General features: G+C 65.0%; 22 protein-coding genes. 15 read left to right on the forward strand and 7 right to left on the reverse strand.

From position 1 onward, the window contains the following. The first annotated feature begins 61 nt into the window (after positions 1-61). The 3 genes from RFN28_RS01105 to RFN28_RS01115 all read left to right on the forward strand — a co-directional run bounded on the left by RFN28_RS01105 (position 62) and on the right by RFN28_RS01115 (position 3,612). The gene (locus RFN28_RS01105; protein ID WP_320285508.1) at positions 62-325 is read left to right on the forward strand and encodes a hypothetical protein; all 264 of its coding nucleotides are present in this window, start codon (positions 62-64) and stop codon (positions 323-325) included. Further along, positions 309-1,802, forward strand: coding sequence for a MocR-like pyridoxine biosynthesis transcription factor PdxR (gene pdxR / locus RFN28_RS01110; RefSeq protein WP_040993852.1), 1,494 nt, complete (start codon positions 309-311; stop codon positions 1,800-1,802). Before RFN28_RS01105 ends, pdxR begins: the two co-directional genes overlap by 17 nt. Before the next feature lie 220 nt (positions 1,803-2,022). Continuing rightward, positions 2,023-3,612 (forward strand): trimethylamine methyltransferase family protein, encoded by a 1,590-nt coding sequence (locus tag RFN28_RS01115; RefSeq protein ID WP_320285509.1) that lies wholly within the window; start codon positions 2,023-2,025, stop codon positions 3,610-3,612. An 18-nt stretch (positions 3,613-3,630) separates the two neighbouring features. Here the strand turns inward: RFN28_RS01115 and RFN28_RS01120 are convergent, their stop codons facing one another. Together RFN28_RS01120 and RFN28_RS01125 are read right to left on the reverse strand one after the other, a co-directional pair. Next, positions 3,631-4,029: a hypothetical protein gene (locus RFN28_RS01120; RefSeq protein ID WP_320285510.1), complete on the reverse strand. Its 399-nt coding sequence runs from the start codon at positions 4,027-4,029 to the stop codon at positions 3,631-3,633. 184 nt (positions 4,030-4,213) lie between these two features. Beyond that, positions 4,214-6,019: an IlvD/Edd family dehydratase gene (locus tag RFN28_RS01125; RefSeq protein ID WP_320285511.1), complete on the reverse strand. Its 1,806-nt coding sequence runs from the start codon at positions 6,017-6,019 to the stop codon at positions 4,214-4,216. Positions 6,020-6,169: 150 nt separating this feature from the next. On the opposite strand from RFN28_RS01125, the gene RFN28_RS01130 reads away from it, so the two are divergent. After that, entirely contained in the window at positions 6,170-6,619 is a 450-nt protein-coding gene (locus tag RFN28_RS01130; protein WP_320285512.1) for an SRPBCC family protein, read from the forward strand. Between the two features lie 16 nt (positions 6,620-6,635). Here the strand turns inward: RFN28_RS01130 and RFN28_RS01135 are convergent, their stop codons facing one another. Then, on the reverse strand, positions 6,636-7,793 hold the full coding sequence (locus RFN28_RS01135; protein WP_320285513.1) for an Mrp/NBP35 family ATP-binding protein: 1,158 nt from the start codon (positions 7,791-7,793) through the stop codon (positions 6,636-6,638). A 251-nt stretch (positions 7,794-8,044) separates the two neighbouring features. Here RFN28_RS01135 and RFN28_RS01140 point away from each other — a divergent pair, with 251 nt between their 5' ends. From RFN28_RS01140 to RFN28_RS01190, 11 genes are all read left to right on the forward strand, one after another. Further along, positions 8,045-8,422, forward strand: coding sequence for a VOC family protein (locus tag RFN28_RS01140; RefSeq protein WP_320285514.1), 378 nt, complete (start codon positions 8,045-8,047; stop codon positions 8,420-8,422). Between the two features lie 41 nt (positions 8,423-8,463). Then, the gene (locus RFN28_RS01145; protein WP_320285515.1) at positions 8,464-9,363 is read left to right on the forward strand and encodes a LysR family transcriptional regulator; all 900 of its coding nucleotides are present in this window, start codon (positions 8,464-8,466) and stop codon (positions 9,361-9,363) included. Between the two features lie 194 nt (positions 9,364-9,557). After that, complete coding sequence (locus tag RFN28_RS01150) at positions 9,558-10,037, forward strand: formate dehydrogenase subunit gamma (protein WP_320285516.1); 480 nt, start codon at positions 9,558-9,560, stop codon at positions 10,035-10,037. Beyond that, positions 10,034-11,590, forward strand: coding sequence for a formate dehydrogenase beta subunit (locus tag RFN28_RS01155; protein WP_320285517.1), 1,557 nt, complete (start codon positions 10,034-10,036; stop codon positions 11,588-11,590). Before RFN28_RS01150 ends, RFN28_RS01155 begins: the two co-directional genes overlap by 4 nt. 10 nt (positions 11,591-11,600) lie before the next feature. Continuing rightward, positions 11,601-14,510, forward strand: coding sequence for a formate dehydrogenase subunit alpha (gene fdhF, locus RFN28_RS01160; RefSeq protein ID WP_320285518.1), 2,910 nt, complete (start codon positions 11,601-11,603; stop codon positions 14,508-14,510). Positions 14,511-14,512: 2 nt separating this feature from the next. Beyond that, positions 14,513-15,343 (forward strand): formate dehydrogenase accessory sulfurtransferase FdhD, encoded by an 831-nt coding sequence (fdhD, locus tag RFN28_RS01165; RefSeq protein WP_320285519.1) that lies wholly within the window; start codon positions 14,513-14,515, stop codon positions 15,341-15,343. Beyond that, on the forward strand, positions 15,333-15,647 hold the full coding sequence (locus RFN28_RS01170; protein ID WP_320285520.1) for a formate dehydrogenase subunit delta: 315 nt from the start codon (positions 15,333-15,335) through the stop codon (positions 15,645-15,647). The genes fdhD and RFN28_RS01170 overlap by 11 nt, the downstream gene beginning before the upstream one ends. 165 nt (positions 15,648-15,812) lie before the next feature. Next, positions 15,813-17,324, forward strand: coding sequence for an alpha/beta fold hydrolase (locus RFN28_RS01175; RefSeq protein ID WP_320285521.1), 1,512 nt, complete (start codon positions 15,813-15,815; stop codon positions 17,322-17,324). Positions 17,325-17,432: 108 nt separating this feature from the next. Then, a complete protein-coding gene (locus RFN28_RS01180; RefSeq protein ID WP_320285522.1) occupies positions 17,433-17,906 on the forward strand; it encodes a carboxymuconolactone decarboxylase family protein in 474 nt (157 codons plus the stop codon). A gap of 74 nt (positions 17,907-17,980) precedes the next feature. Then, positions 17,981-18,343 (forward strand): nuclear transport factor 2 family protein, encoded by a 363-nt coding sequence (locus tag RFN28_RS01185; RefSeq protein WP_320285650.1) that lies wholly within the window; start codon positions 17,981-17,983, stop codon positions 18,341-18,343. 29 nt (positions 18,344-18,372) lie between these two features. Next, positions 18,373-18,687, forward strand: a complete 315-nt coding sequence (locus tag RFN28_RS01190) for a hypothetical protein (RefSeq protein WP_320285523.1) — start codon at positions 18,373-18,375, stop codon at positions 18,685-18,687. Between the two features lie 197 nt (positions 18,688-18,884). Here the strand turns inward: RFN28_RS01190 and RFN28_RS01195 are convergent, their stop codons facing one another. From RFN28_RS01195 to RFN28_RS01210, 4 genes are read right to left on the reverse strand one after another with little or no spacing between them, the layout of a single operon-like run. Then, on the reverse strand, positions 18,885-20,312 hold the full coding sequence (locus RFN28_RS01195; protein WP_320285524.1) for a gamma-aminobutyraldehyde dehydrogenase: 1,428 nt from the start codon (positions 20,310-20,312) through the stop codon (positions 18,885-18,887). Between the two features lie 25 nt (positions 20,313-20,337). Continuing rightward, on the reverse strand, positions 20,338-21,153 hold the full coding sequence (locus RFN28_RS01200) for an ABC transporter permease (RefSeq protein ID WP_320285525.1): 816 nt from the start codon (positions 21,151-21,153) through the stop codon (positions 20,338-20,340). Beyond that, on the reverse strand, positions 21,143-22,111 hold the full coding sequence (locus tag RFN28_RS01205) for an ABC transporter permease (protein ID WP_320285526.1): 969 nt from the start codon (positions 22,109-22,111) through the stop codon (positions 21,143-21,145). Before RFN28_RS01205 ends, RFN28_RS01200 begins: the two co-directional genes overlap by 11 nt. Then, the gene (locus RFN28_RS01210; protein WP_320285527.1) at positions 22,108-23,106 is read right to left on the reverse strand and encodes an ABC transporter ATP-binding protein; all 999 of its coding nucleotides are present in this window, start codon (positions 23,104-23,106) and stop codon (positions 22,108-22,110) included. The genes RFN28_RS01205 and RFN28_RS01210 overlap by 4 nt, the downstream gene beginning before the upstream one ends. Between the last annotated feature and the right edge of the window lie 155 nt (positions 23,107-23,261).

Here is a 23,261-nt window from a genome sequence, read left to right on the forward strand (position 1 = left end):
TCCACTGGCGGCTCCTGGCGGGTTTTTTAGACCATCTTAACAGGCCGGATGTTTCCGGCGCGTGTCGGCGCGTCATTCTATTGAGCCGATTTCCGTTTCGTTCAAGCGCGGCGATGCCGCGGCGCATCACACTTATATGAAGCGCCGCAACACCATTTCACGGGCAATGGATCGCATTCGCGACCCAATGGATCACTGGCATAAATCCCAGCGATCAGAAAAATTGATTGGCGCAACCCCTTGTGCCACCCATACACTCGACTGGTCCAGCCAAGTGAAAACAGCTGGCCATCCGAGGAACATCTCCCATGCCACAGCGCAATGACACGGCCATATGGTCCGGCCTGTTCCGGATTTCGGCCGAATCCGGACAAACCCTCCAGGCACAGATCCGCCAGGCGATCGTCGCAGCCATCCTCGACCGACAAATCGCCGCTTCGATGCCGCTGCCGTCATGCCGGATTCTGGCGGAAAAACTTGGCGTTGCCCGCGGCACGGTGGTGCTTGCCTTCCAGCAGCTGGTCGACCAGGGCTTCCTGGTTGCGCGCGAGCGGCGCGGCCACTTCGTCAACCCTGACGTGCTGGCCACCCCCGCCAAGCCGCACCAGAAGGCGCCGGACCAGCAGAACGAGATCGACTGGAAGGCGCGCCGGCAGATCGCCGCCAGCGACATGCCGCCGCCGGCCAAGCATGACAACTGGATCAAGTCCTCCTACCCGTTCGTCTACGGCCAGTTCGACCCGGCGCTGTTCCCGACCGCCGAATGGCGCGAATGCAACCGCATGGCGCTCGCGGTGCTGGAGATCCGCAACTGGGCGTCCGACATGGTGGATCGCGACGATCCGCTGCTGATCGAGCAGATCCAGGCCCGGCTTTTGCCGCGCCGCGGCATCTTCGCCAACCCGGACGAGATCATCGTGACGCTAGGCGCGCAGAACGCGCTCTACATGCTCGCCTCGCTGCTGATGACCAAGGGCTCGAAGGTGGCAATGGAAGACCCCGGCTACCCGGATGCCCGCTCTATCTTCCGGCTGGCAGGCGCCGATATCCAGCCGGTTCCTGTCGACCAGTCGGGCATCGTGACCTCGGCGATCCCCAGCGATTCAGGCTTCGTCTTCGTCACCCCCAGCCACCATTGCCCGACAATGGTGCCGCTGTCGGCCGAGCGGCGGCAGGATCTTTTGGCGCGGGCCAACCGCAACAACCAGATCATCATCGAGGACGGCTATGACAGCCAGCTTCTCGACGAGGCGCCGCAGCAGGCGCTGAAAAGCCTCGATCGCTCGGGCCGCGTCATCTATGTCGGCTCGATGTCGAAGACGCTGGCTCCGGGCTTGAGGCTTGGCTACATCGTCGCCTCGGCCGGGCTGATCGCCGAGCTTCGCGCGCTGCGCCGCTTCATGCTCAGGCACCCGCCGGCGAACAACCAGCGCGCCGTTGCGCTGTTCCTGTCGCTCGGCCATCACGAGGCGCTGGTGCGCAGGCTCTCCGCCGCTTTCGACGAGCGGCGCAAGCGTCTGGTCCATGCGATTTCCGCTTTCCTGCCAGAGTGGCGTTCGACCGACTCGGCAGGCGGTACATCACTCTGGCTGGAGGGGCCGCGCGGCACCGATTCACGCGGGCTCGCCGAGGCGGCCGCCTCGCGCAGCGTCATCATCGAGCCCGGCGACCGCTTCTTCGACCGCAGCGAAAAGCCCTCTCGTTTCATGCGCTTGGGCATCTCTTCGATCTCGCTGCAGCACATCGAGCCCGGCATCCGGGAACTCGCCACGGCAGCCGGACGCCGGCCCGCGGCGGCCTGACCGCGGACAGATTTCTTAGATGGGAGCCGGCGCGAGCCGGCTCCCTTTTGTTTTGCACTCTGCTTGCTTTAGCATCCTGGCATATTCGACGGGACAGGCTGGCTCATAGGCTGTACCAATGCCGGCGGCATAGTCGGGGCCTATAGGGGACGAGGCAGGCCGATGGTGGACCAACCGCCACGCACCCTGCCCCTGAAAAGCTAAAGGTGGAGTGCCTCCCATGTCAGTGGCTCTTGAGAAGCAGGAAGCGTCGTCGGACCAGCGTTCGCGGCGGTCCGGCGGGCGCGAAGCGCGCCGCGCGATGCGGGCGGCGCCGCTCGCGGACGACGTCCGTCCGGTGCGGCCCGGCCTTGAAGGCGGCAGCTACGGACCATTGAGCCAGAACGATTGCGAGCGCATCCACGAGGCGGTGCTGACGCTTCTGGAGACGGTCGGCTTCGCCAACGCCATTCCCTCCTGCATCGAGGCGCTGACCAGGGTCGGCGGCATATATGGCGATGACGGCCGCATCCGGCTGCCGCGGGCGCTGGTGCTCGACACGATCAAGACGGCGGCGCGCCACTTCACGCTTCACGGCCAGGACCCCAAGCACGACATGGTGATCCAGGGCAAACGCGTGCATTACGGCACGGCGGGCGCTGCCGTGCATCTGGTCGATGTCGAGAAGCGCGAATATCGCGAGTCGCAGCTGCAGGACATCTACGACGCCGCACGTCTCGTCGACGGGCTCGACAACATCCATTTCTTCCAGCGCACCATGGTGCCGCGCGACATTCCCGACCCGCTCGAGATGGACTTCAACACGCTCTATGCCTGCGTGATGGGGACGTCGAAACATATCGGCACCTCCTTCACGGTGCGAGAGAACGTCAAGCCGGCGCTGGAGATGCTCTATGCGATCGCCGGCGGCGAGGAGAACTTTCGGGCGCGGCCGTTCGTCTCCAACTCGAACTGCTTCGTCGTGCCGCCGATGAAGTTCGCCGAGGACGCGTGCGGCGTGCTCGAAGCCTGCGTCGAGGGCGGCATTCCGATCCTGCTCTTGTCGGCGGGACAGGCCGGCGCCACGGCCCCCGCCGCGATTGCCGGCGCCGTCGTCCAGGCGGTGGCCGAAGTGCTGATGGGACTTGTCTATGTCAACGCCATCAAGCCCGGCCATCCGGCGATTTTCGGTACCTGGCCGTTCGTGTCAGACCTTAGGACCGGCGCCATGTCCGGCGGCTCGGCCGAACAGTCGGTGCTGACCGCGGCCTGCGCGCAGATGGCGCAATTCTACGATCTGCCGGGCGGCTCGGCTGCCGGCATGACGGACTCGAAGCTGCCCGACATCCAGTCCGGTTACGAAAAAGGCATCACCAACGTGATGGCGGGACTGTCCGGCCTCAACCTCGTCTATGAATCGGCCGGCATGCATGCCTCGCTGCTCGGCTTCTGCCTCGAAAGCCTGATCATCGACAACGACATGCTCGGCCACTGCCTACGCTGCGTGCGCGGCATCGAGGTGACCGACGACGCCTTATCGGTCGACACCATCGCAGATGTCTGCCTCAAGGGACCGGGCCACTATCTCGGCAACGAGCAGACGCTGAAGCTGATGCAGACCGAATATTTCTATCCCGCCGTCGGCGACCGCTTCTCGCCCAAGGAATGGAACGAGAAGGGCCGGCCCGACATATTGCAGCGGGCGATTGCCGAGAAGAAGCGCGTCCTGGCCGAGCGTTTTCCGCGCCATGTGTCGCGGATCGTCGACGACAAGCTGCGGGCGCGCTTCGGCGAGATGATCAAGCTGCCGCGCAGCAAGATGGGCGGCTGATCTCTCCGCTCTCGCGGCTCACTCTGCACTCAGGCCGTAGCGCTCAACTACCTCGGCATTGATCAGCTTCGCGTGCAGTGTCATCAGCACGATCTGCGCATCGAAGCTGTCGCCGGCTTCGAGCGCCGCCTCGATGCGGCGTTCGACTTCCAGCATCCGCTCGCTGCCGTTGGTCTGCTCGAACAGCTGCGGCCCGGCGAAGCAATAGCTGCAGAGCTGCGCCACCGATTGATAGGCCTGCGGCGGCGGCTCCTGCGGCCAGCGATCGTTCATGAGATTGACGATGGTGAGTTTTACCCCCTCGGGCACCAAGGCCGGATGCAGGTCCGCCTGGCGCAGAGCATCGTCGAGCTGGCGCAGGTCGCCGGAGCGCCCGAACATGCCGAGGAAGCCGAGGGAAGAGCGCCGTTTGGTCATGATGGCCCGGAACCGGTCGAGATGACGCCTATCTGGATGTCCGGCGCGGCCGAAACAAGGGCACAAGAAAAGGGCGGCCTCGGCTTCGCAAGCCGCCCCTCGATTTCCTGAACGTGAATCTAAGTATTTTTGTTTTTACGCAATTCCGGACGGAAAACCGCTGCGCACTTTTCCTGGAATTGCTCTAGTGATTGTCGCGCGGCACGCCGCTGGTGTGCGCGACGTCCTGGTATTTCACCGCCGGCTTCAGCACCATGCCGGCCGAGAACTGGTCGACCATGCCGCGCTGGATCTCCTGCCACGGCGTCTGGTGCTTGGGATAGTGGTAGCCGCCATTGGCTTCGAGCTCGGCCCGCCGCCTGGCGATCTCCTCGTCGCTGACGAGGATATTGGCCGTGGCTTTCTTCAGGTCGATGCGGACGCGGTCGCCCGTCCTGAGCAGCGCGAGGCCGCCGCCGACGGCTGCCTCCGGCGAGGCGTTGAGGATCGAGGGCGAGCCGGACGTGCCGGACTGGCGGCCGTCGCCGATGCAGGCCAACGAATGGATGCCCTTCTTGATGAGGTAGGCCGGCGGCTGCATGTTGACCACCTCGGCGCCGCCCGGATAGCCGACCGGACCGGCGCCGCGCATGAACAGGATCGTGTGCTCGTCGATGCCCTGCGCCGGATCGTCGATGCGGGCGTGGTAATCTTCCGGACCGTCGAAGACCATGGCGTTGCCTTCGAAGGCCTCCGGGTCGTTCGGGTTGGAGAGATAGCGCTCGCGGAATTCGGGCGAGATGCCGCTGGTCTTCATGATCGCGGAATCGAACAGGTTGCCCTTGAGGTTGATGAAGCCGGCATTGGCCTTGAGCGGCTTGGCGGCGCTGCTGATCACCTCCGGGTTCTCGTTGACGGCATCCCTGCAATTGTCGCCCATGGTCTTGCCGTTGGCGGTGATCGCATCGGGATGCGGCAGCAGGCCGCCCTTCATCAGCTCGGCCACCACGGCCGGCACGCCGCCGGCATGGTGATAGTCCTCGCCCAGATACTCGCCCGTCGGCTGCAGATTCACCAGGAGCGGGATGTTGAGGCCAACGTTCTGCCAGTCGTCATTGTCGAGCGGCACGCCGAGATGGCGGGCAATGGCGTTGAGATGGATCGGCGCGTTGGTCGAGCCGCCGATGGCCGAGTTGACGACGATGGCGTTCTCGAACGCCTTGCGGGTCATGATGTCTGACGGCTTCAGATCCTCATGCACCATCTCGACGATGCGCCTGCCCGTCTCGTAGCCCATCTGGCCGCGCTCGCGATAGGGCGCGGGGATGGCGGCCGAGCCCGGCAGCTGCATGCCAAGCGCCTCGGCCAGCGAGTTCATCGTGGTGGCGGTGCCCATGGTGTTGCAATAGCCGGTCGAAGGTGCCGACGAGGCGACGATGTCCATGAATTCGTCATAGTCGATCTCGCCGGCCGACAGCCGCTGGCGCGATTCCCAGACAATGGTGCCGGAACCGGTGCGCTTGCCTTTGTGCCAGCCGTTGAGCATCGGACCGACCGAAAACGCGATAGCCGGAATATTGACTGTGGCCGCCGCCATCAGCAGCGCTGGCGTGGTCTTGTCACAGCCGATGGTGAGCACCACGCCGTCGATCGGATAGCCGTAGAGCACCTCGACGAGGCCGAGATAAGCGAGGTTGCGGTCGAGCGCCGCGGTCGGGCGCTTGCCGGTCTCCTGGATCGGGTGGCATGGGAATTCGAACGGAATGCCGCCCATCGACACGATGCCCTCGCGCACGCGCTTGGCGAGTTCGAGATGGTGCCGGTTGCAGGGCGAAAGGTCGGAGCCGGTCTGCGCGATGCCGATCAGCGGCTTGCCTGACATCAGCTCGGCGCGCGTCAGCCCGAAATTGAGGTAGCGCTCGAGATAGAGCGCCGTCATGCCCGGATTGTCGGGGTTGTCGAACCACTCCTGCGAGCGAAATTTCTTCTTCGTTGTTGGGGCGCCGGCCATCATGGTCTCCGTATTTGTATGACAAATCGATATGACAATGCGCTCATGCAGGCAAGAGGCACGAGCGCCGCAGACCCGCACTTTGGTGCGATAGACAGATAAAGGGCCACGCGCTACGACCAAGCGGCATCAGCAATCCGGGAGGTCTTGATGGCTTTGGTGATCGAAGGCGAGGAGCGCATCGCCGCATCCCTGCAAAAAGTGTGGGCAGGCCTGAACGACCCCGACATCCTCAAGGAGTCGATTCCCGGCTGCAAGTCGCTCGAGAAAAAATCGGACACCGAGATGGCCGCGACCGTTGTGCTGAAGATCGGGCCGATCAAGGCGACATTCAACGGCGAGGTCACCTTGAAGAATCTCAACCCGCCGCATTCCTACACCATCCAGGGCGAAGGCAAGGGCGGCATCGCAGGCTTCGCCAAGGGCGGAGCCGACGTGACACTCACCGCCGACGGTGCCGACACGACGATCCTGAAATACGCGGCCAAGGCCGATGTCGGCGGCAAGATCGCCCAGCTCGGCAGCCGGCTGATCGAATCGACATCGAAGAAGCTGGCCGGTCAGTTCTTCTCGACGTTCGGAGAGAAAATGGGCGGCTGACCCTCGATAGGAGAGGTTACTCGAAGACTATCGACGGCACGGCGGCTTCCGACGCGCCGCGCTCCTCCAGCACCCTGTTCCAGACTTTCGAGGCTATGTCGCGATAGATCTTCGCTTCGGCGCCTTCCGGCTTGGCCACGACCACCGGCGAGCCAGCATCCGAGCTTTCGCGAATGCCCATTTCGAGCGGCACCTCGCCCAGGAAGGTGACGCCGAGCCGCTCGGCCTCGCGGCGCGCGCCGCCATGGCCGAAAATGTCGTAGCGCTTGCCGGTATCGGGCGCGAGGAAATAGCTCATATTCTCGACAATACCGAGCACCGGCACGTCGACCTTCTTGAACATGTTGAGACCCTTGCGCGCATCGATCAGCGCGAGGTCCTGCGGCGTCGAGACGATGACGGCGCCGGCGAGCGGCACCTGCTGGGCCATGGTGAGCTGGGCGTCGCCGGTGCCGGGCGGCATGTCGACGACAAGCACGTCAAGCGGTCCCCATTCGACCTCGCGCAGCATCTGGGTCAGCGCCGACATCACCATCGGGCCGCGCCAGATCATCGGCGTCTCCTCGTCGACGAGGAAGCCTATCGACATCACCCTGAGGCCGTAATTCTGCATCGGCTTCAGGACCTTGCCGTCGACCGTCTGCGGCCGGCCGTGGATGTTGAGCAGGCGAGGCATCGACGGTCCGTAGATGTCGGCATCGAGCACACCGACGCTCAGGCCGTTGGCGGCAAGGCCGAGCGCCAGGTTGACGGCGGTGGTCGATTTGCCGACGCCGCCCTTGCCGGAGGCCACCGCGATGATCGCATCGATGCCGGGCACGCCGCGCTTGCCGTGGCTGTGCGAGGCTGGCGCCTGCGGCGCGGGTCGGGGCGGCGCTGCCTGCGGAGCTGGGCGCGGGCGAACCGGCGCTTCCATGCCGCCGCCCTTCTTTTCCGCCGTCAGCGCTACGACGGCGTTGGCGACGCCAGGGATTTCCTTAACCACGCGCTCGGCGGCGGCGCGCAGCGGCTCCATCTCCTGGGCGCGGGCGGCAGGAACGGTAATCGAGAAGAACACCTTGGAATCGGCTATGAAAATCTCCGAGACCAGGCCGAGGTCGACGATATTGCCGGTGAAATCCGGTCCATTCACCGTCTTCAGGCGCTCGATAACGGATTCCTTGGTAACGGGCATGAGTGCTTTTTCCAGGCGTTTGCCGGTTCAGATAGTGCAGTTCGCGGAGAGAACCAAGCTTCAGAACGACACCTGCGGCGACATGCCTTCAAAAACTTGCACTCACCTGTCGGGTTTTGCGGTCGCCTTTCGTCTTCCAAAGAGATGTACCCCAGTTGCGCAGGCCGCGGTCGCCGGAAGACAGCGCAACGCTATTTCCCGACTTGCGGCGCGGCAGCCAACGGAGTGCCCAACAAGGAAAGGAGTCCGTCATGCTCGCAAACAGCAACGCAACGGCCAATCTCGCAGTGAAGGACCTGGAGAAGGCGAAGGCCTTCTACGAGGGAACGCTCGGCCTCAGGCAGGTCGACGACATGGAGGGCGAGCTGATCGTCTACAAAAGCGGCGACACGCTTATCAACGTCTATCGCTCGCAATTTGCCGGCACCAACAAGGCGACGGCCGTAACGTGGGCGGTCGGCGACCAGATCGAGCCGATCGTCAGCTCGCTGCGGTCGAAGGGCGTCGCTTTCGAGCACTACGACATGCGCGGCATGGCGCTCGAGGGCGATATCCACGTCGGCCACGGCATGAAGGTCGCCTGGTTCAAGGACCCCGACGGCAACATCCTGAACGTCGTGGGCGAATAAGCCATCTGGCGAAGTCTTGCCGGGCTGGATAGCTTGCGCCGATGATCGATAAGCTGGAATTCTTCATCGCGCTCGCCAGGGAAGAGCATTTCGGCCGTGCGGCCGAGGTGTGCGGCGTCACCCAGCCGACGCTGTCGGCCGGCATCAAGCAGCTCGAGGAACAGCTCGGCGTCATGCTCGTGCTGCGCGGCTCGCGCTTCCAGGGCCTGACACCGGAAGGCAAGCAGGTGCTGGCGTGGGCGCGCCGCATCGTCGGCGACTCGAGGGCCATGCGCGAGGAGATGCGGGCGGCGCGCCGCGGCCTTTCCGGCCGCATCCGTATCGCCGCCGTGCCGACGGCGCTCGCCATGGTGGCGCGGCTGACGACGCCGTTCCGCGAGAAGCATCCGGGCGTCACCTTTTCGGTGCTGTCGCGCACCTCGATCGAAGTGCTGTCGCTGCTCGGCAATCTCGATATCGATGCTGGCATCACCTATCTCGACAACGAGCCGCTGGGGCGAGTGACCAGCGTGCCGCTCTACGACGAGCGCTACCAGCTGATCACGGCGGTGGGGAATCCCTATTCGGACTGCGACAAAGTGACGTGGGCCGAGATCAGCCAGCTGCCGCTCTGCCTTCTGACCCCGGACATGCAGAACCGCCGTATCATCGACCAGCATCTGGCGGAAGCCGGCGTGGAAGTGCGTCCGACGCTGGAATCCAACTCGATGATCGTTCTGTTCTCGCACATCCGGACCGGCAAGTGGTCATCGATCATGCCGCTCAACCTTGCGGAAACATTCGGCTTTTCCGAACCGATCCGGGCCATTCCGATCGTCGATCCGGATGCCAGCCACACGGTCGGGCTGGTGGCGGCGCCGCGCGAGCCGCATACGCCGCTGGTTCAGGCGCTGCTGGACGAGGCGATGGCGCTGGCAGACGATTTCCGCGCCCATCGCTAGGTTAGACAATGCGAACCGATGGCATCGATAGAAAATTTCTATCGAGTGACGGGAGAGCTTTATTGATCTCAGGGGTTTCCTCTGATTTCGTAAGGACTTAGCGATATTGCGCCCTGTGCATGTCGTTGCCCCAAAATCGCTCTATATTTTGGGGTGACATACATTGGGTCGCCAACGACCAGGGAGGGCGCTGCATGCCGATGCAGCCTGCAAGTACCGAGATCGCGTCGCGCACGGCGGCGATCGTCAACGAGTTAAAGGGCCTCGAAGGTCCCTTGCTGCCGATCCTCCACGAACTCCAGGAAGAGTTCGGCCATGTGCCGCAGGCAGCACTCCCCGTCATTGCCGACGGGCTGAACCTTTCCAGGGCCGAAGTGCACGGCGTCGTCAGCTTCTACCATGATTTCCGCGCCCAGCCTGCCGGCCGGCATGTCCTGAAGCTCTGCCAGGCGGAAGCCTGCCAGTCGATGGGTTCGGAGGCGGTCGCCGCCAGGGTCAAGCAGTTGCTCGGCATCGATTTCCACGAGACCGCCCGCGACGGATCGGTTACACTGGAACCGGTCTACTGCCTCGGGCTGTGCGCCTGCTCGCCGTCGGCAATGCTGGACGGCGAAGTGATCGGCCGGCTCGATGACGAGAAGATCGAAGAGATTGTCGCGGAGGTGCGTTCATGATCCCGCGCATCTATATCCCCGCGGATTCCGGCGCGCTGGCGCTTGGCGCCGAAAAGGTCGCCAAAGCGATCGAGAAGGAGCTCAAGGAGCGCGGCGTCGAGGCCAAGATCGTGCGCAACGGCTCGCGTGGCGCCTATTTCCTGGAGCCGATGGTCGAGGTGGCGACGGCCGAGGGCCGCGTCGCCTACGGGCCGGTGAAGCCCTCGGACGTGAAGAGCCTGTTCGACTGCGGCTTCCTCAAGGGCGGCCATCACAAGCGCTGGCTCGGCGCCCCTGACAAGATCCCCTTCCTCGCCAAGCAGACGCGGCTGACCTTCGCGCGCTGCGGCGTCATCGACCCGCTGTCGCTCGACAGCTACAAGTCGCATGGCGGCTTGAACGGCCTGCAGAATGCGGTGGCGATGGCGCCCGCAGACATCGTCAGCCAAGTTACCGAATCCGGCCTGCGCGGCCGCGGCGGCGCCGGCTTCCCGACCGGCATCAAGTGGAAGACGGTGCTGGATACGACCGCCGACCGCAAATACATCGTCTGCAACGCCGACGAGGGCGACAGCGCCACCTTCGCCGACCGCATGATCATGGAAGGCGATCCCTTCGTGCTGATCGAGGGCATGGCGATCGCCGGCATCGCCACCGGCGCGACCAAGGGTTTCGTCTATATCCGCTCGGAATATCCGCATGCGGTGGCGACGATGACCAAGGCCGTCGAGATCGCCCGCAAGGCCGGCGTGCTCGGCGCCAATGTGCTCGGCTCGCCCAACGCCTTCGACATGGAAATCCGCGTCGGCGCTGGCGCCTATGTCTGCGGCGAGGAAACCTCGCTCTTGAACAGCCTCGAAGGCAAGCGCGGCGTGGTGCGCGCCAAGCCGCCGCTGCCGGCGATCCAAGGGTTGTTTGGCAAGCCGACGGTGATCAACAACGTCATCAGTCTGGCCTCGGTGCCGATCATCATGGACAAGGGCGCCGCCTACTACAAGGATTTCGGCATGGGCCGCTCGCGCGGCACGATCCCGATCCAGATCGCCGGCAACGTCAAGCATGGCGGGCTGTTCGAGACAGCCTTCGGCCTGACGCTCGGCGAGATCGTCGATGAGATCGGCGGCGGCACGGCTTCGGGCCGTCCGGTGAAAGCCGTGCAGGTCGGCGGCCCGCTCGGCGCCTATTTCCCGCGCGCTTTGTTCGACACGCCGTTCGACTATGAAGCCTTCGCCGCCAAAGACGGGCTGATCGGCCATGCCGGCATCACCGTCTTCGACGACACCGCCGACATGATGAAGCAGGCGCGCTTCGCCATGGAGTTCTGCGCCATCGAAAGTTGCGGCAAGTGCACGCCCTGCCGCATCGGCTCGACGCGCGGCATGGAGGTTCTCGACAAGGTCGCCGCAGGCATCGAAGCGGAGAAGAACCTCGCTCTGGTCAGCGACCTCTGCAACACGATGAAGTTCGGATCGCTCTGCGCGCTGGGCGGCTTCACGCCGTATCCAGTGATGAGCTCGATCACGCATTTCCCCGAGGATTTCAAGCCGGCGCCGACGCGCGTGGCTGCCGAATAGGAGCTGGCAGATGAACATCAAAGCCGACTTCCCAACACTTATCGAAGAGATCGATTACGGAACGCCAGAGTCGAAGGCGACGAAGCAGGTCACGCTGACCGTCGACGGGCAAACCATCACCGTGCCGGAAGGCACCTCGATTATGCGCGCGGCGATGGAAGGCGGGGTAGAGATCCCAAAACTCTGCGCCACCGACATGCTGGACTCCTTCGGCTCCTGTCGCGTCTGCCTGGTCGAGATCGAAGGCCGCGCCGGCACGCCGGCCTCCTGCACGACGCCGGTTGCCGAAGGCATCGTGGTGCGCACGCAGTCGCACCGGCTCGACGCGATCCGCCGCGGCGTCATGGAACTCTACGTCTCCGACCATCCGACCGGCTGGAACGAGAAGGCCGGCACCGGCGCCAGCGAGTTCGACGCGGTGGCGAAGTCGGTCGGCCTCACCGAGAACCGTTACGGCGTTGAGGGCCGCAACCACGTCAAGGAAAACGGCGTCGCGCCCGGTCATGGCTCGCTGGCGGTCGACTACATCGCCCGCGATGAATCCAACCCCTATTTTACCTATGACCCGGCGCAGTGCATCGTCTGCTCGCGCTGCGTGCGCGCTTGCGAGGAGGTGCAGGGCACCTTTGCGCTGACCATCGAGGGCCGCGGCTTCGAATCGCGCATGGTCGCCGGCATGCATGAGGATTTCATCGCTTCCGAATGCGTGTCCTGCGGCGCCTGCGTGCAGGCCTGCCCGACCGACGCGCTGCGCGAGAAGACGGTGCTCGAGAAAGGCATGCCGGAGCGCTCGGCGGTCACCACCTGCGCCTATTGCGGCGTCGGCTGCTCGTTCAAGGCGGAAGTCAGGGGTGACGAGGTCATCCGCATGATGCCTTACAAGGACGGCAAGGCGAACCACGGGCATTCCTGCGTGAAGGGCCGTTTCGCCTATGGCTATGCCACGCACAAGGACCGCATACTGTCGCCGATGATCCGCGACAAGATCAGCGATCCCTGGCGCGAGGTGACATGGGAAGAGGCGATCGCCCATACTGCGAAGGAATTCCGTCGCATCCAGTATCAGTACGGACGCGGCGCCATCGGCGGCATTACTTCCTCGCGCTGCACGAATGAAGAGACCTATCTCATCCAGAAGCTGGTACGGCAAGGCTTCCGTAACAACAACGTCGACACCTGCGCGCGCGTCTGCCATTCGCCGACCGGCTACGGCCTCGGCCAGACCTACGGCACCTCGGCCGGCACGCAGGATTTCGATTCCGTCGAATACACCGACGTCGCCGTCATCATCGGCGCCAACCCCGCTTCCGCCCACCCGGTGTTCGCCTCGCGGCTGAAGAAGCGGCTGCGCCAGGGCGCCAAGCTGATCGTGCTCGATCCGCGTCGCACCGAGATGGTCAAGTCGGCGCATGTCGAGGCGGACTATCACCTGCCGTTGAAGCCCGGCACCAACGTGGCGGTGCTGACGGCGCTGGCCCATGTCATCGTCACCGAGGGTCTCTACAACGAGGCCTTCATCCGCGAGCGCTGCGACTGGGCCGAGTTCCAGGACTGGGCGTCCTTCGTCGCCCTGCCGGAAAACAGCCCGGAGACGGTCGGCAAGCTGTCCGGCGTCGATCCGGAGGCCATCCGGGGTGCTGCGCGCCTCTACGCCAAGGGCGGCAACGGCGCGATCTATTACGGCCTCGGCGTCACGGAGCATAGCCAGGGCTCGACCACAGTGATGGCGATCGCCAACCTTGCCATGGCTACCGGCAATATCGGCCGTCCGGGCGTCGGCGTGAACCCGCTGCGCGGCCAGAACAATGTGCAGGGCTCGTGCGACATGGGCTCCTTCCCTCATGAGCTGCCGGGCTATCGCCACATCTCCGGCGAAGCCGTGCGCGACATCTATGAGAGCCTGTGGGGCGTGAAGCTGGACGAGGAGCCCGGCCTGCGCATCCCCAACATGCTGGACGCCGCCGTCGACGGTTCCTTCAAGGGCATCTACATCCAGGGCGAGGACATCCTGCAGTCCGACCCCGACACCAAGCATGTCGCCGCCGGCCTTGCCGCGATGGAGTGCGTCGTCGTGCACGACCTGTTCCTCAACGAGACGGCGAACTACGCGCATGTCTTCCTGCCGGGCTCGACCTTCCTCGAGAAGGACGGCACCTTCACCAATGCCGAGCGCCGCATCAACATGGTGCGCAAGGTGCTGGAGCCGAAGGCGCGCTACGCCGACTGGGAAGCGACGCAGGAGCTTGCCCGCGCCATCGGGCTCGACTGGAACTACACGCATCCGTCGCAGATCATGGACGAGATCGCCAAGACGACGCCGAGCTTCGCCGGCGTCTCCTTCGAGTTGCTCGACCGCGTCGGATCGGTGCAATGGCCCTGCAACGAGAAGGCGCCGCTCGGCACGCCGATCATGCATGTCGACGGCTTCGTGCGCGGCAAAGGCAAGTTCATCCGCACCGAATATGTGGCGACGGACGAAAGGACCGGACCGCGCTACCCGCTGCTGCTCACCACCGGCCGCATTCTCTCCCAGTACAATGTCGGCGCGCAGACGAGGCGCACCGAGAATGTCGCATGGCATGCCGAAGACCGGCTGGAGATCCATCCGCATGACGCCGAGAACCGCGGCATCCGCGATGGTGACTGGGTGCGGCTGGCGAGCCGTTCCGGCGAAACCACGCTGCGCGCGCTGATCACCGACCGCGTGTCGCCGGGCGTCGTCTACACGACATTCCACCACCCGGACACGCAGGCGAACGTGATCACGACCGACTTCTCGGACTGGGCGACCAACTGTCCGGAGTACAAGGTCACCGCCGTGCAGGTGGCGCCGTCCAACGGCCCGACCGAGTGGCAAAGGGAGTATAACGAGCAGGCACGCCAGAGCCGCCGCATCGCCCCGCTGCAGGCGGCGGAGTAGCCTTGGTCGCGCGCCGCAAAGCAACGACCCAGATCTCGCGGCTGGCGCGTCGTGCCGGCGGCACCGCGGCCGCGAACCGCATGGTGCCGGAGGAGACGCCGGTGGCGTTCTCCTATGCCGGCACCACCCATGCGGTGATGATGGCGAGCCCGGCCGATTTCGAGGATTTCGCGCTCGGCTTCTCGCTGACCGAGGGCATCATTGCCGACCCGGCGGAGATCGAGGCGATCGAGGTGGAGGATCTCGGCGCCGGCATCGACATCCAGATCAAGCTGAAAGACAAGGCCAACACGCGCTTCCAGGCGCGGCGGCGCCGGCTCGCCGGGCCTGTCGGCTGCGGCCTGTGCGGCATCGAATCTATCGAAGAAGCGATGCGCTCGGTCGACGCGGTCGGTGCGTCGAAGCTTACGCTTGATGCCGAGGATGTCACCCGTTCGGTCAAGCTTCTGTCGAAGCTGCAGCCGCTGCACACGGAGACCGGCGCGGTGCATGCCGCGGGCTTCTATGTTCCCGGCAAGGGCATCGTGATGGCACGCGAGGATGTCGGCCGCCACAATGCGCTGGACAAGCTCGCCGGCGCTCTGGCGAAAGCCGGCATCGACGGTGCGAGCGGCGCCGTCGTGGTGACGTCGCGCGTGTCGGTGGAGATGGTGCAGAAAACCGCGGCCATCGGCGCGCCGATCATCATGGCGGTCTCGGCGCCGACGGCGCTCGCCATCCGCACGGCTGAGGCCGCCGGCATGACGCTGGTGGCGCTGGTGCGCGGTGATGATTTCGATATTTTCACCCACCCCGACCGGGTGGCTTGCGGAGTTGCCAAGCATGTCGCATGACGAAGACCACATCGCCAGCACAAAGGAAAAGCTGGTGCGCATGGCCAATCAGATCGCCACCTTCTTCCATTCGAAGCCCCGCGAAGACGGCATCGCCGGCGTTGCCGAGCACATCAACAAGTTCTGGGAGCCCAGGATGCGGCGGCAGTTCTTCGAGCTGCTGGACGGCGACCCGGAGGATTTCGACGACCTCGTGATCGCCGCCGCGGCCAAGATCAAGCGTCCGCTGACGCCGGAACAGGCCGACAAGAGCCTTGGCTACACGGGGCCCGCCGAGGCCGAAGGCGCCGTTCCGCACAAATAGCGCCTCGGCGCCTCATCGGCGCCATAGGTCTAACATTTCCGCTCTCTAAAGTTTGTCTGCCGCGCGCGGCGGCGTTCTGTTATGGTCGGCGACAGGAAATCGTCTGGCCGGGCGGGGCAGTTTGCGTTGAGGCCGATCGAGACCAGATATGCCCGAAGCGGGGATGTGCGGATCGCCTATCAGGTGGTCGGCCAAGGCTCGTTCGATCTCGTCTTCGTGCCGGGCTTCATCTCCAATCTCGACCTGCAGTGGGAAGACGAGGGCTACAGCCGCCTTTTGAAACGGCTCTCGACCTTCTCGCGGCTGATTCTGTTCGACAAACGCGGCACCGGGCTTTCCGACCGCGTCGACACCCGTCACCTGCCGAGCCTAGAGACTCGCATGGACGACGTGCGCGCGGTGATGGATGCCGCCGGCAGCGGCCGTGCGGCGATCCTCGGCGCCTCGGAAGGCGCGCCGATGGCGATGCTGTTCGCCGCCACCTATCCGGAGCGGACGCGTGGGCTGGTGCTTTATGGCGGCTATGCGCATTTCCACAAATGGGTGATGCCGCCTGAGCGGCTGGAAGCCTTCATCGAAACGGCGGAGACGTCGTGGGGCACCGGCGCGACCTTGCCCAATTTCGCGCCGGGCCGGGTGGACGACATGCATTTTGCCCACTGGTGGGCCCGGTTCGAGCGGCTGTCGGCCAGCCCGACCGCCGCGGCGACCCTTGCCCGCATGAATGCCGGGATCGACGTGCGCGGCATCCTGCCGGCGATCAGCGCGCCGACGCTGCTCATCCACCGCCGCAACGACGCGCGCATCGACCCGGAGGCCAGCCGCTTCCTCGCCAGGAAGATCCATGGCGCCCGGCTGGTCGAAATTGCCGGGCGCGACCATCCGATCTGGACCGGGGACGTGGACCGGGTGGCCGACCTGATCGAGGAGTTCCTGACCGGCCAGCCGGCGGTGGCCGACACCGAGCGCGTGCTCGCCGCGCTGCTGGTGACGCGCATCTACGACACGGCCAAGCTGGGCGACCGCATGTGGAGCGAGCGAAGCCAGCGCTTCCAGGAGACATGGCGGCTGCTGGTCGGGCGCCATGGCGGGCGCGTCGCCGGCACCCATGGCGAATTGATGATCTCGCGCTTCGACGGGCCGGCGCGCGCCATACGCTGCGCGGCGGCGCTGCGCGGCGCGGCGCAGCAGATCGGCGTGGCGAGCGCTCAAGGGGTGCATGTCGGCGAGATCGAAATGCGCGGCCAGTCGGTCGGCCTGACGGCGCGCGTGACGATGCAGCTCGCCGTCCATGCCGGGCGCGGCGACATTCTCGCCTCGCGGCTGGTCGCCGAGCTTGCGGTAGGCTCCGGGCTGCATTTCGTCGATGCTGGCCGCATCAGCCTCGACGAGCTGGGCGAGCCGCTGCCGGTGGTGCAGGCGACATCGGAACAGCATCTGGAGCCTGCCTGCCGCCCCAAACCAAGAGCCGTGGAGTCGGCCTTGACGGCGCGGGAAAGCGAGGTGGTGAGCCTGATTGCGGACGGCAAGAGCAATGCGGCGATCGCCGCCGAGCTGAAGCTCAGCGAGCATACGGTCAAGCGGCACGTCGCCAACATATTGCTCAAGCTCGACCTGCCGTCGCGGGCGGCGGCGGCGGCCTTTTCGGCCCGCCATGCTGGCCCGGACGGGCCATGAGAGCCATGGCACTTTCGAGCGAAGCGGCGGAGGCGCCATGAGGGTTACGAATTCTTCCCATGCAGGCCAGGCGATGTCGCCGAGACGGCCCTGCGAATGGAGGATGAAATGCTGAAACTCAATCGCAAGATCGGATTGCTGGCATTTGCCGCAGGCGCATTGCTGGCCATCACCTCGGCACGGGCCGAAGACACTTCGGCCACCGCCGCCTACAAGGACATCCAGGCCACGCTCGGCTCGGTGCCCGACATGTTCAAGACGCTGCCGGACGTCGCGGTTGCCGGCGCCTGGGCCGAAATCAAGGGCGTGCAGCTCAATCCCAAGACCGCCCTCGACGGCAAGACCAAGGAGCTGATGGGCCTTGCGGTCGCCTCGCAGATCCCCTGCCAATACTGCATCTATTTCCACACGCTGGCGGCCAAGGCCAACGGTGCGAGCGACGAGGAGATCAAGGAGGCCGTGGCGATGGCGGCGATCGTGCGCCACTGGTCGACCATGCTCAACGGCAGCCAGGTCGACCTCGCCACGTTCAAGAAGCAGACCGACGACCTGTTCGCCGCCGTCAAGGCGAAGTCACAGTGAGCCGCAAGCTGCCCGGCGCTTATGCCGGGCAGCGCCCAATCGAACGCCCGGTCAGACGGGCCATGGAGATCGAAATGCTGACCAAGACACAAATTGTGGACGGCGCGGCGATCAAGAAGGCGATCGAAGGCCGCGACGGCAAGATGCTGTCGAGCTTCTACACCGACGACGCGCTGGTGCGGGTGATCGACCGCAACAACCCGCCGAGCAAGCCGCGCGAAATCCGCGGCCGCGCGGCGATCAACACCTTCTGGGACGACATCTGCAGCCGGGCGATGACCCACAAGGTCGACACCACGATCGCCGAGGGCGACAGCCTCGCCTTCACCCAGGCGTGCGCCTATCCGGACGGCACGAAAGTGTTCTGCGCGGCGATGCTGGAGTTGAAGAACGGCCGCATCGCGCGGCAGACGGTCGTGCAGGCCTGGGACGAGTAGACCAACCCAAACCACGGAGGAGAACCAACATGTTCAGCGCCAGATGGCAGATCGATGCCAAATTCGGGCACAAGCAAACCGCACTGGAACTGATGCGGAAATGGGAACGCGAGATCGGCTCGCAGGTTGGCCTCGCCGACCTGAAGTTCCGACTCATGACCGGTTCTGTCGGCGCGCGAGAAGCGACAATCGAGGCCCACCACGAGGTCGAGAGCCTGGCCCAGTTGGAGGAATTCTTCGCCAAGATCGCCAAGATCGACGCGCACGCCAAATGGGGCAAGGAGATGGAGCCATATGTCGTGTCGGGCACCAGCCTCTGGCAGATCTTCCGGATCGTAGAGTAGTGGCCTGGGTGGCCCGCCTCTCCCCTTGTTGTGGGAGAGGTCGGATTGCCAACCGATTTGTCCTTCACAAATCGGTTGGCAATCCGGGTGAGGGGTGACTTGGCGCCACGCTGGAACACCCCTCATCCGTCTTGTCGCTTCGCGACGAGCCACCTTCTCCCACACGAAGGGGAGAAGGAAGGGAGGGTGTTCTTTTGCTACCCGTGCGCCACCATGACGTGGCGGACGGCGGTGTAGTCCTCCAGCGCGTAGAGCGACATGTCCTTGCCGTAGCCGGACTGCTTCAGCCCGCCATGCGGCATCTCGTTGGTCAGCATGAAGTGGGTGTTGATCCAGGTGCAGCCATATTGCAGGCGTGCGGCCGTCGCCATGGCGCGCGAGATGTCCTTGGTCCAGACCGACGAGGCAAGGCCGTAGTCGCTGTCGTTGGCCCAGTTCACCGCCTCGTCGACCTCCGAGAAGCGAGTGACGGAGACGACGGGGCCGAACACCTCGCGGCGCACGATCTCGTCTTCCTGCAGCGCGCCGGCGACAACCGTCGGCTGGTAGTAGAAGCCGGTACCCTCGCCCGGCTTGCCGCCAGTGGTGATCTCGATGTGCTTCAGTTCCGAGGCGCGCTCGACGAAGCTCGACACGCGGTCGCGCTGGCGGCGCGAGATCAGCGGCCCGATCTCGTTCTCGGTGTCGTCGGGGCGGTTATACCTGATGGTCGAGACCGCCGAGGAGAGGTCGGCGACGAGCTTGTCGTAGATCTTCTTGCCGGCATAGATGCGGCAAGCGGCGGTGCAGTCCTGGCCGGCATTGTAATAGCCGAAGGCGCGCAGGCCGTTGACCACGGCGCCGAGGTCGGCATCGTCAAAGACGATGACCGGCGCCTTGCCGCCAAGCTCGAGATGCGTGCGCTTGACCGACTTGGCGGCGGCCTGCAGCACCTTCTTGCCGGTGGCGACGTCGCCGGTGATCGAGATCATGTTGACCTTGGCATGGTTGATCAGCGTGTTGCCGACGCTGTCGCCGCGGCCAAGCACGACGTTGACGACACCCTCGGGCAGGATCTCGGAGAGGATTTTCGCCAGCTTCAGCGCCGTGAGCGGCGTCTGCTCCGACGGTTTGAAGACGACCGTGTTGCCGCCGCCGATCGCCGGCGCCAGCTTCCAGGCCATCATCATCAGCGGATAGTTCCAGGGCGCGATGGAGGCGACGATGCCGATCGGATCGCGCCGCACCATCGAGGTGTGGCCGGGGAGATATTCGCCGGCGACCTGGCCGGGCATCGAGCGGACCGCGCCGGCAAAGAAGCGATAGCAGTCGACGATCGCCGGGATCTCGTCGTTGAGCACGGCATTGATCGGCTTGCCGCAGTTCAGCGCCTCGAGCGCGGCGAACTCCTTCGCCTCGGCCTCGATGCGGTTGGCGATCTTCAACAGATAGCCCGACCGCTGCGCAGGCGTGGTGCGCGACCAGGTGGCGAAGGCCTTCTCCGCAGCCGCCACTGCCGCATCGATCTGCGCCGGGCTTGCTTCGGGCAGGTTGAGGATGGTCGCCCCGGTCTTTGGATTGAGGATCGGCTCCTCGGTTTCGGTGCCCTTCTCGAATTTCGAGCCGATCAGCATTTGAGTGTCCATGGACGTCACTCCCTTATGAATTCGGTTATTTGCCCGAGCCGGCGATCTGGTCGCCGTCGCGGGTCAGGTAATAGGCAAGCAAGATCGGCAGCAGCGTCACCAGCACGACCACCATGGCCACGACGTTGGTGACCGGGCGCTGGCGCGGGCGGATAAGTTCCTCGAGCATCCAGATCGGTACGGTCTGCTGCTGGCCAGCGGTGAAGGTGGTGACGATGACCTCGTCGAAGGACAGAGCGAAGGCCAGCATGCCGCCGGCAAGGAGTGCTGTGGCAATGTTGGGCAGCACGACATGCCTAAACGTCTGGAAGCCGTCGGCGCCGAGGTCCATCGAGACCTCGATCATCGAGCCTGAGGTGCGGCGGAAGCGAGCGACGGCATTGTTGTAGACCACGACCACGCAGAAGGTGGCGTGGCCGAGCACGATCGTCCAGAACGAGAACGGGATGTCGGCGAGCGCAAAGGCCGAGCGCAGGGCGATGCCGGTGATGATGCCGGGCAGCGCGATCGGCAGGATGACCAGCAGCGAGATGGTCTCGCGGCCGAAGAAGCGCGTCTGCGAGACGGCGGCGGCGCAGAGCGTGCCCAGCACCAGCGCCATCGCCGTCGAGATGGCTGCGACGCGGATCGACAGCGACAGCGCCTCCCACACATCCGGCCGGTTCCAGGTGACAGCGAACCATTGCGTCGTGAGGCCCGGCGGCGGCCACACAAAACTCTTCTCTTCGGTGGTGAAGGCGTAGACGAAGATCAGCAGGATCGGCAGATGCAGGAAAAGCAGGCCGCCGGCGGCGGCGATCTTCAGCCCGAGCGGAGCGGATTGGCCACGGTCAGAGCGCATCGAAAGCTCCCATGCGCTTGGCGCCCCAAAGGTAGAAGCCCATGATGACGATGGGCACCACGGTGAAGGCGGCGGCAAGCGGGATGTTGCCGGCCGTGCCCTGCTGCGAATAGACGGCCTGGCCAATGAAGAGCCGCGAGGTGCCGATGATCTGCGGGATGATGTAGTCGCCCAATGTCAGCGAGAAGGTGAAGATCGAGCCGGCGACGATGCCCGGCAGCGCCAGCGGGAACAGCACGTTGCGGAAGGTCTGGCCCGGCGAGGCGCCGAGATCGGACGAGGCCTCGACCAGATTGCCTGGCACGCGCTCGAGCGCCGCCTGCACTGGCAGGATCATGAAAGGCAGCCAGACATAGACGAAGACGATGAAGGTGCCGGTGAAGGACACCGACAGCGAGTTGCCGCCGACGATCGGCAGCGACAGCCAGCCGTCGAGCAGCCAGAGCAGGCCGAGCTTGCCGAACAGCCAAGTGAGGATGCCTTCCTTGGCGAGGATCAGCTTCCAGGCATAGATCTTGACCAGGTAGCTCGACCAGAGCGGCAGCATGACGCCGAGATAAAACAGCGCCTTCCAGCGCCCGCGTGCGTAGCGCGCCGCGTAGTAGGCGATGGGGAAGGCGATGACGGCGGAGGCCAGCGTGACGAGCGCCGCCATCGTCACCGTGCGCAGGATGATGTCGAGATTGGCGGCCTGGAGCAGGTCGCCGTACGTCTTCAGCGTGAATTCGCGGTTGATCAGGCCGGAAAACTCGTCGATGGAGAAAAAGCTCTGAAGAAGCAGCGCGATGAGCGAGCCGATATAGACGATGCCCAGCCACAAAAGCGGCGGCATCAGCATCAGGAACAGCAGCAGTTTCGGCCGGCGCCAGAAGAGGTCGGAGAGCGCCCCGCGCATGCCGCCGCTACCCGGCAGGATCGCGGGGGCGGGCGCGCGTGGTATGGCGGCGTCGAGGCTCATGCCGGCCCATCCATCAGATGCAGGTGCTCACGGTTGAAGGTGAGCATGACGGCCTCGCCCTCGGCAGGGAGCGCCGTGCCCGCCGGCACCATGGCGTGAAGCCTGAGCCCATCGGCATCGAGCGCCAGCCTTGTGGTGGCGCCGAGATAGTTGGTGCCGACGAGGCGCGCGGCAACGCCGTCGCCACTCGTAGCTTGCGAGACGCGAATGGATTCAGGCCTGAGACTCCCCCAACGGTGCTGGCCGGAATAGCGCTGGACGAAGTCCGGTGGCAGCACGTTGGAGGAGCCGACGAAGTCGGCGACGAAGCGTGTTTTCGGCCGCTGGTAGATATCCTCCGGCGTGCCGACCTGCATGATCCTGCCGTCGTTGAAGACGGCGACGCGGTCGGCCATGGACAGGGCCTCGCCCTGGTCATGCGTGACGAAGACGAAGGTGATGCCGAGCACCTTCTGCAGCGACTTCAGTTCCTCCTGCATGTTCTCGCGCAGCTTGAGGTCGAGCGCGCCGAGCGGCTCGTCCAGCAGCAGCACCTTGGGCTGGTTGACCAGCGCCCTGGCAAGTGCGACGCGCTGGCGCTGGCCGCCGGAGAGCTGGCCGGGGCGCCGGGCGCCATAGCCGGGCAGCCGCACCAGCGACAGCGCCTGTTCCGCCGCCTTCAACCGCTCGGTCTTGCCGACGCCCTTGACCATCAGGCCGTAGGCGACGTTGTCGAGCACATTGAGATGCGGAAACAGCGCGTAGTCCTGGAAGACGGTGTTGACGTTGCGGCGATAGGGCGGAACGCCCTCGGCGCGCTCGCCGAAGATGGCGATCGAGCCCGCCGTCGGCTGCTCGAAGCCGGCAATCAGCCTGAGACAGGTCGTCTTGCCGGAGCCGGACGGCCCGAGCATGGCGAAGAACTCGCCCGGCGCGATCTCGAGATCGACCGCATCGACGGCGCGCACGCTGCCGAAATGGCGCGAGACTTGTTTGAAGGAAACGGCGGATGTCATGGGCCCTGTCAGTTCAGTTGCCGGGTCAAAATAAGTCGCACGGCGCCCTACCTCCCGCTCAGGGGGAGGTCGCGGCGAAGCCGTGAGTGGGGGCAATTTCGCGCTACGCCCCCACCCCGACGCTACGCGTCGACCCCTCCCCACAAGGGGGAGGG

The sequence above is a fragment of the Mesorhizobium album genome (genome assembly GCF_033977205.1).
GTDB lineage: Bacteria > Pseudomonadota > Alphaproteobacteria > Rhizobiales > Rhizobiaceae > Mesorhizobium > Mesorhizobium album.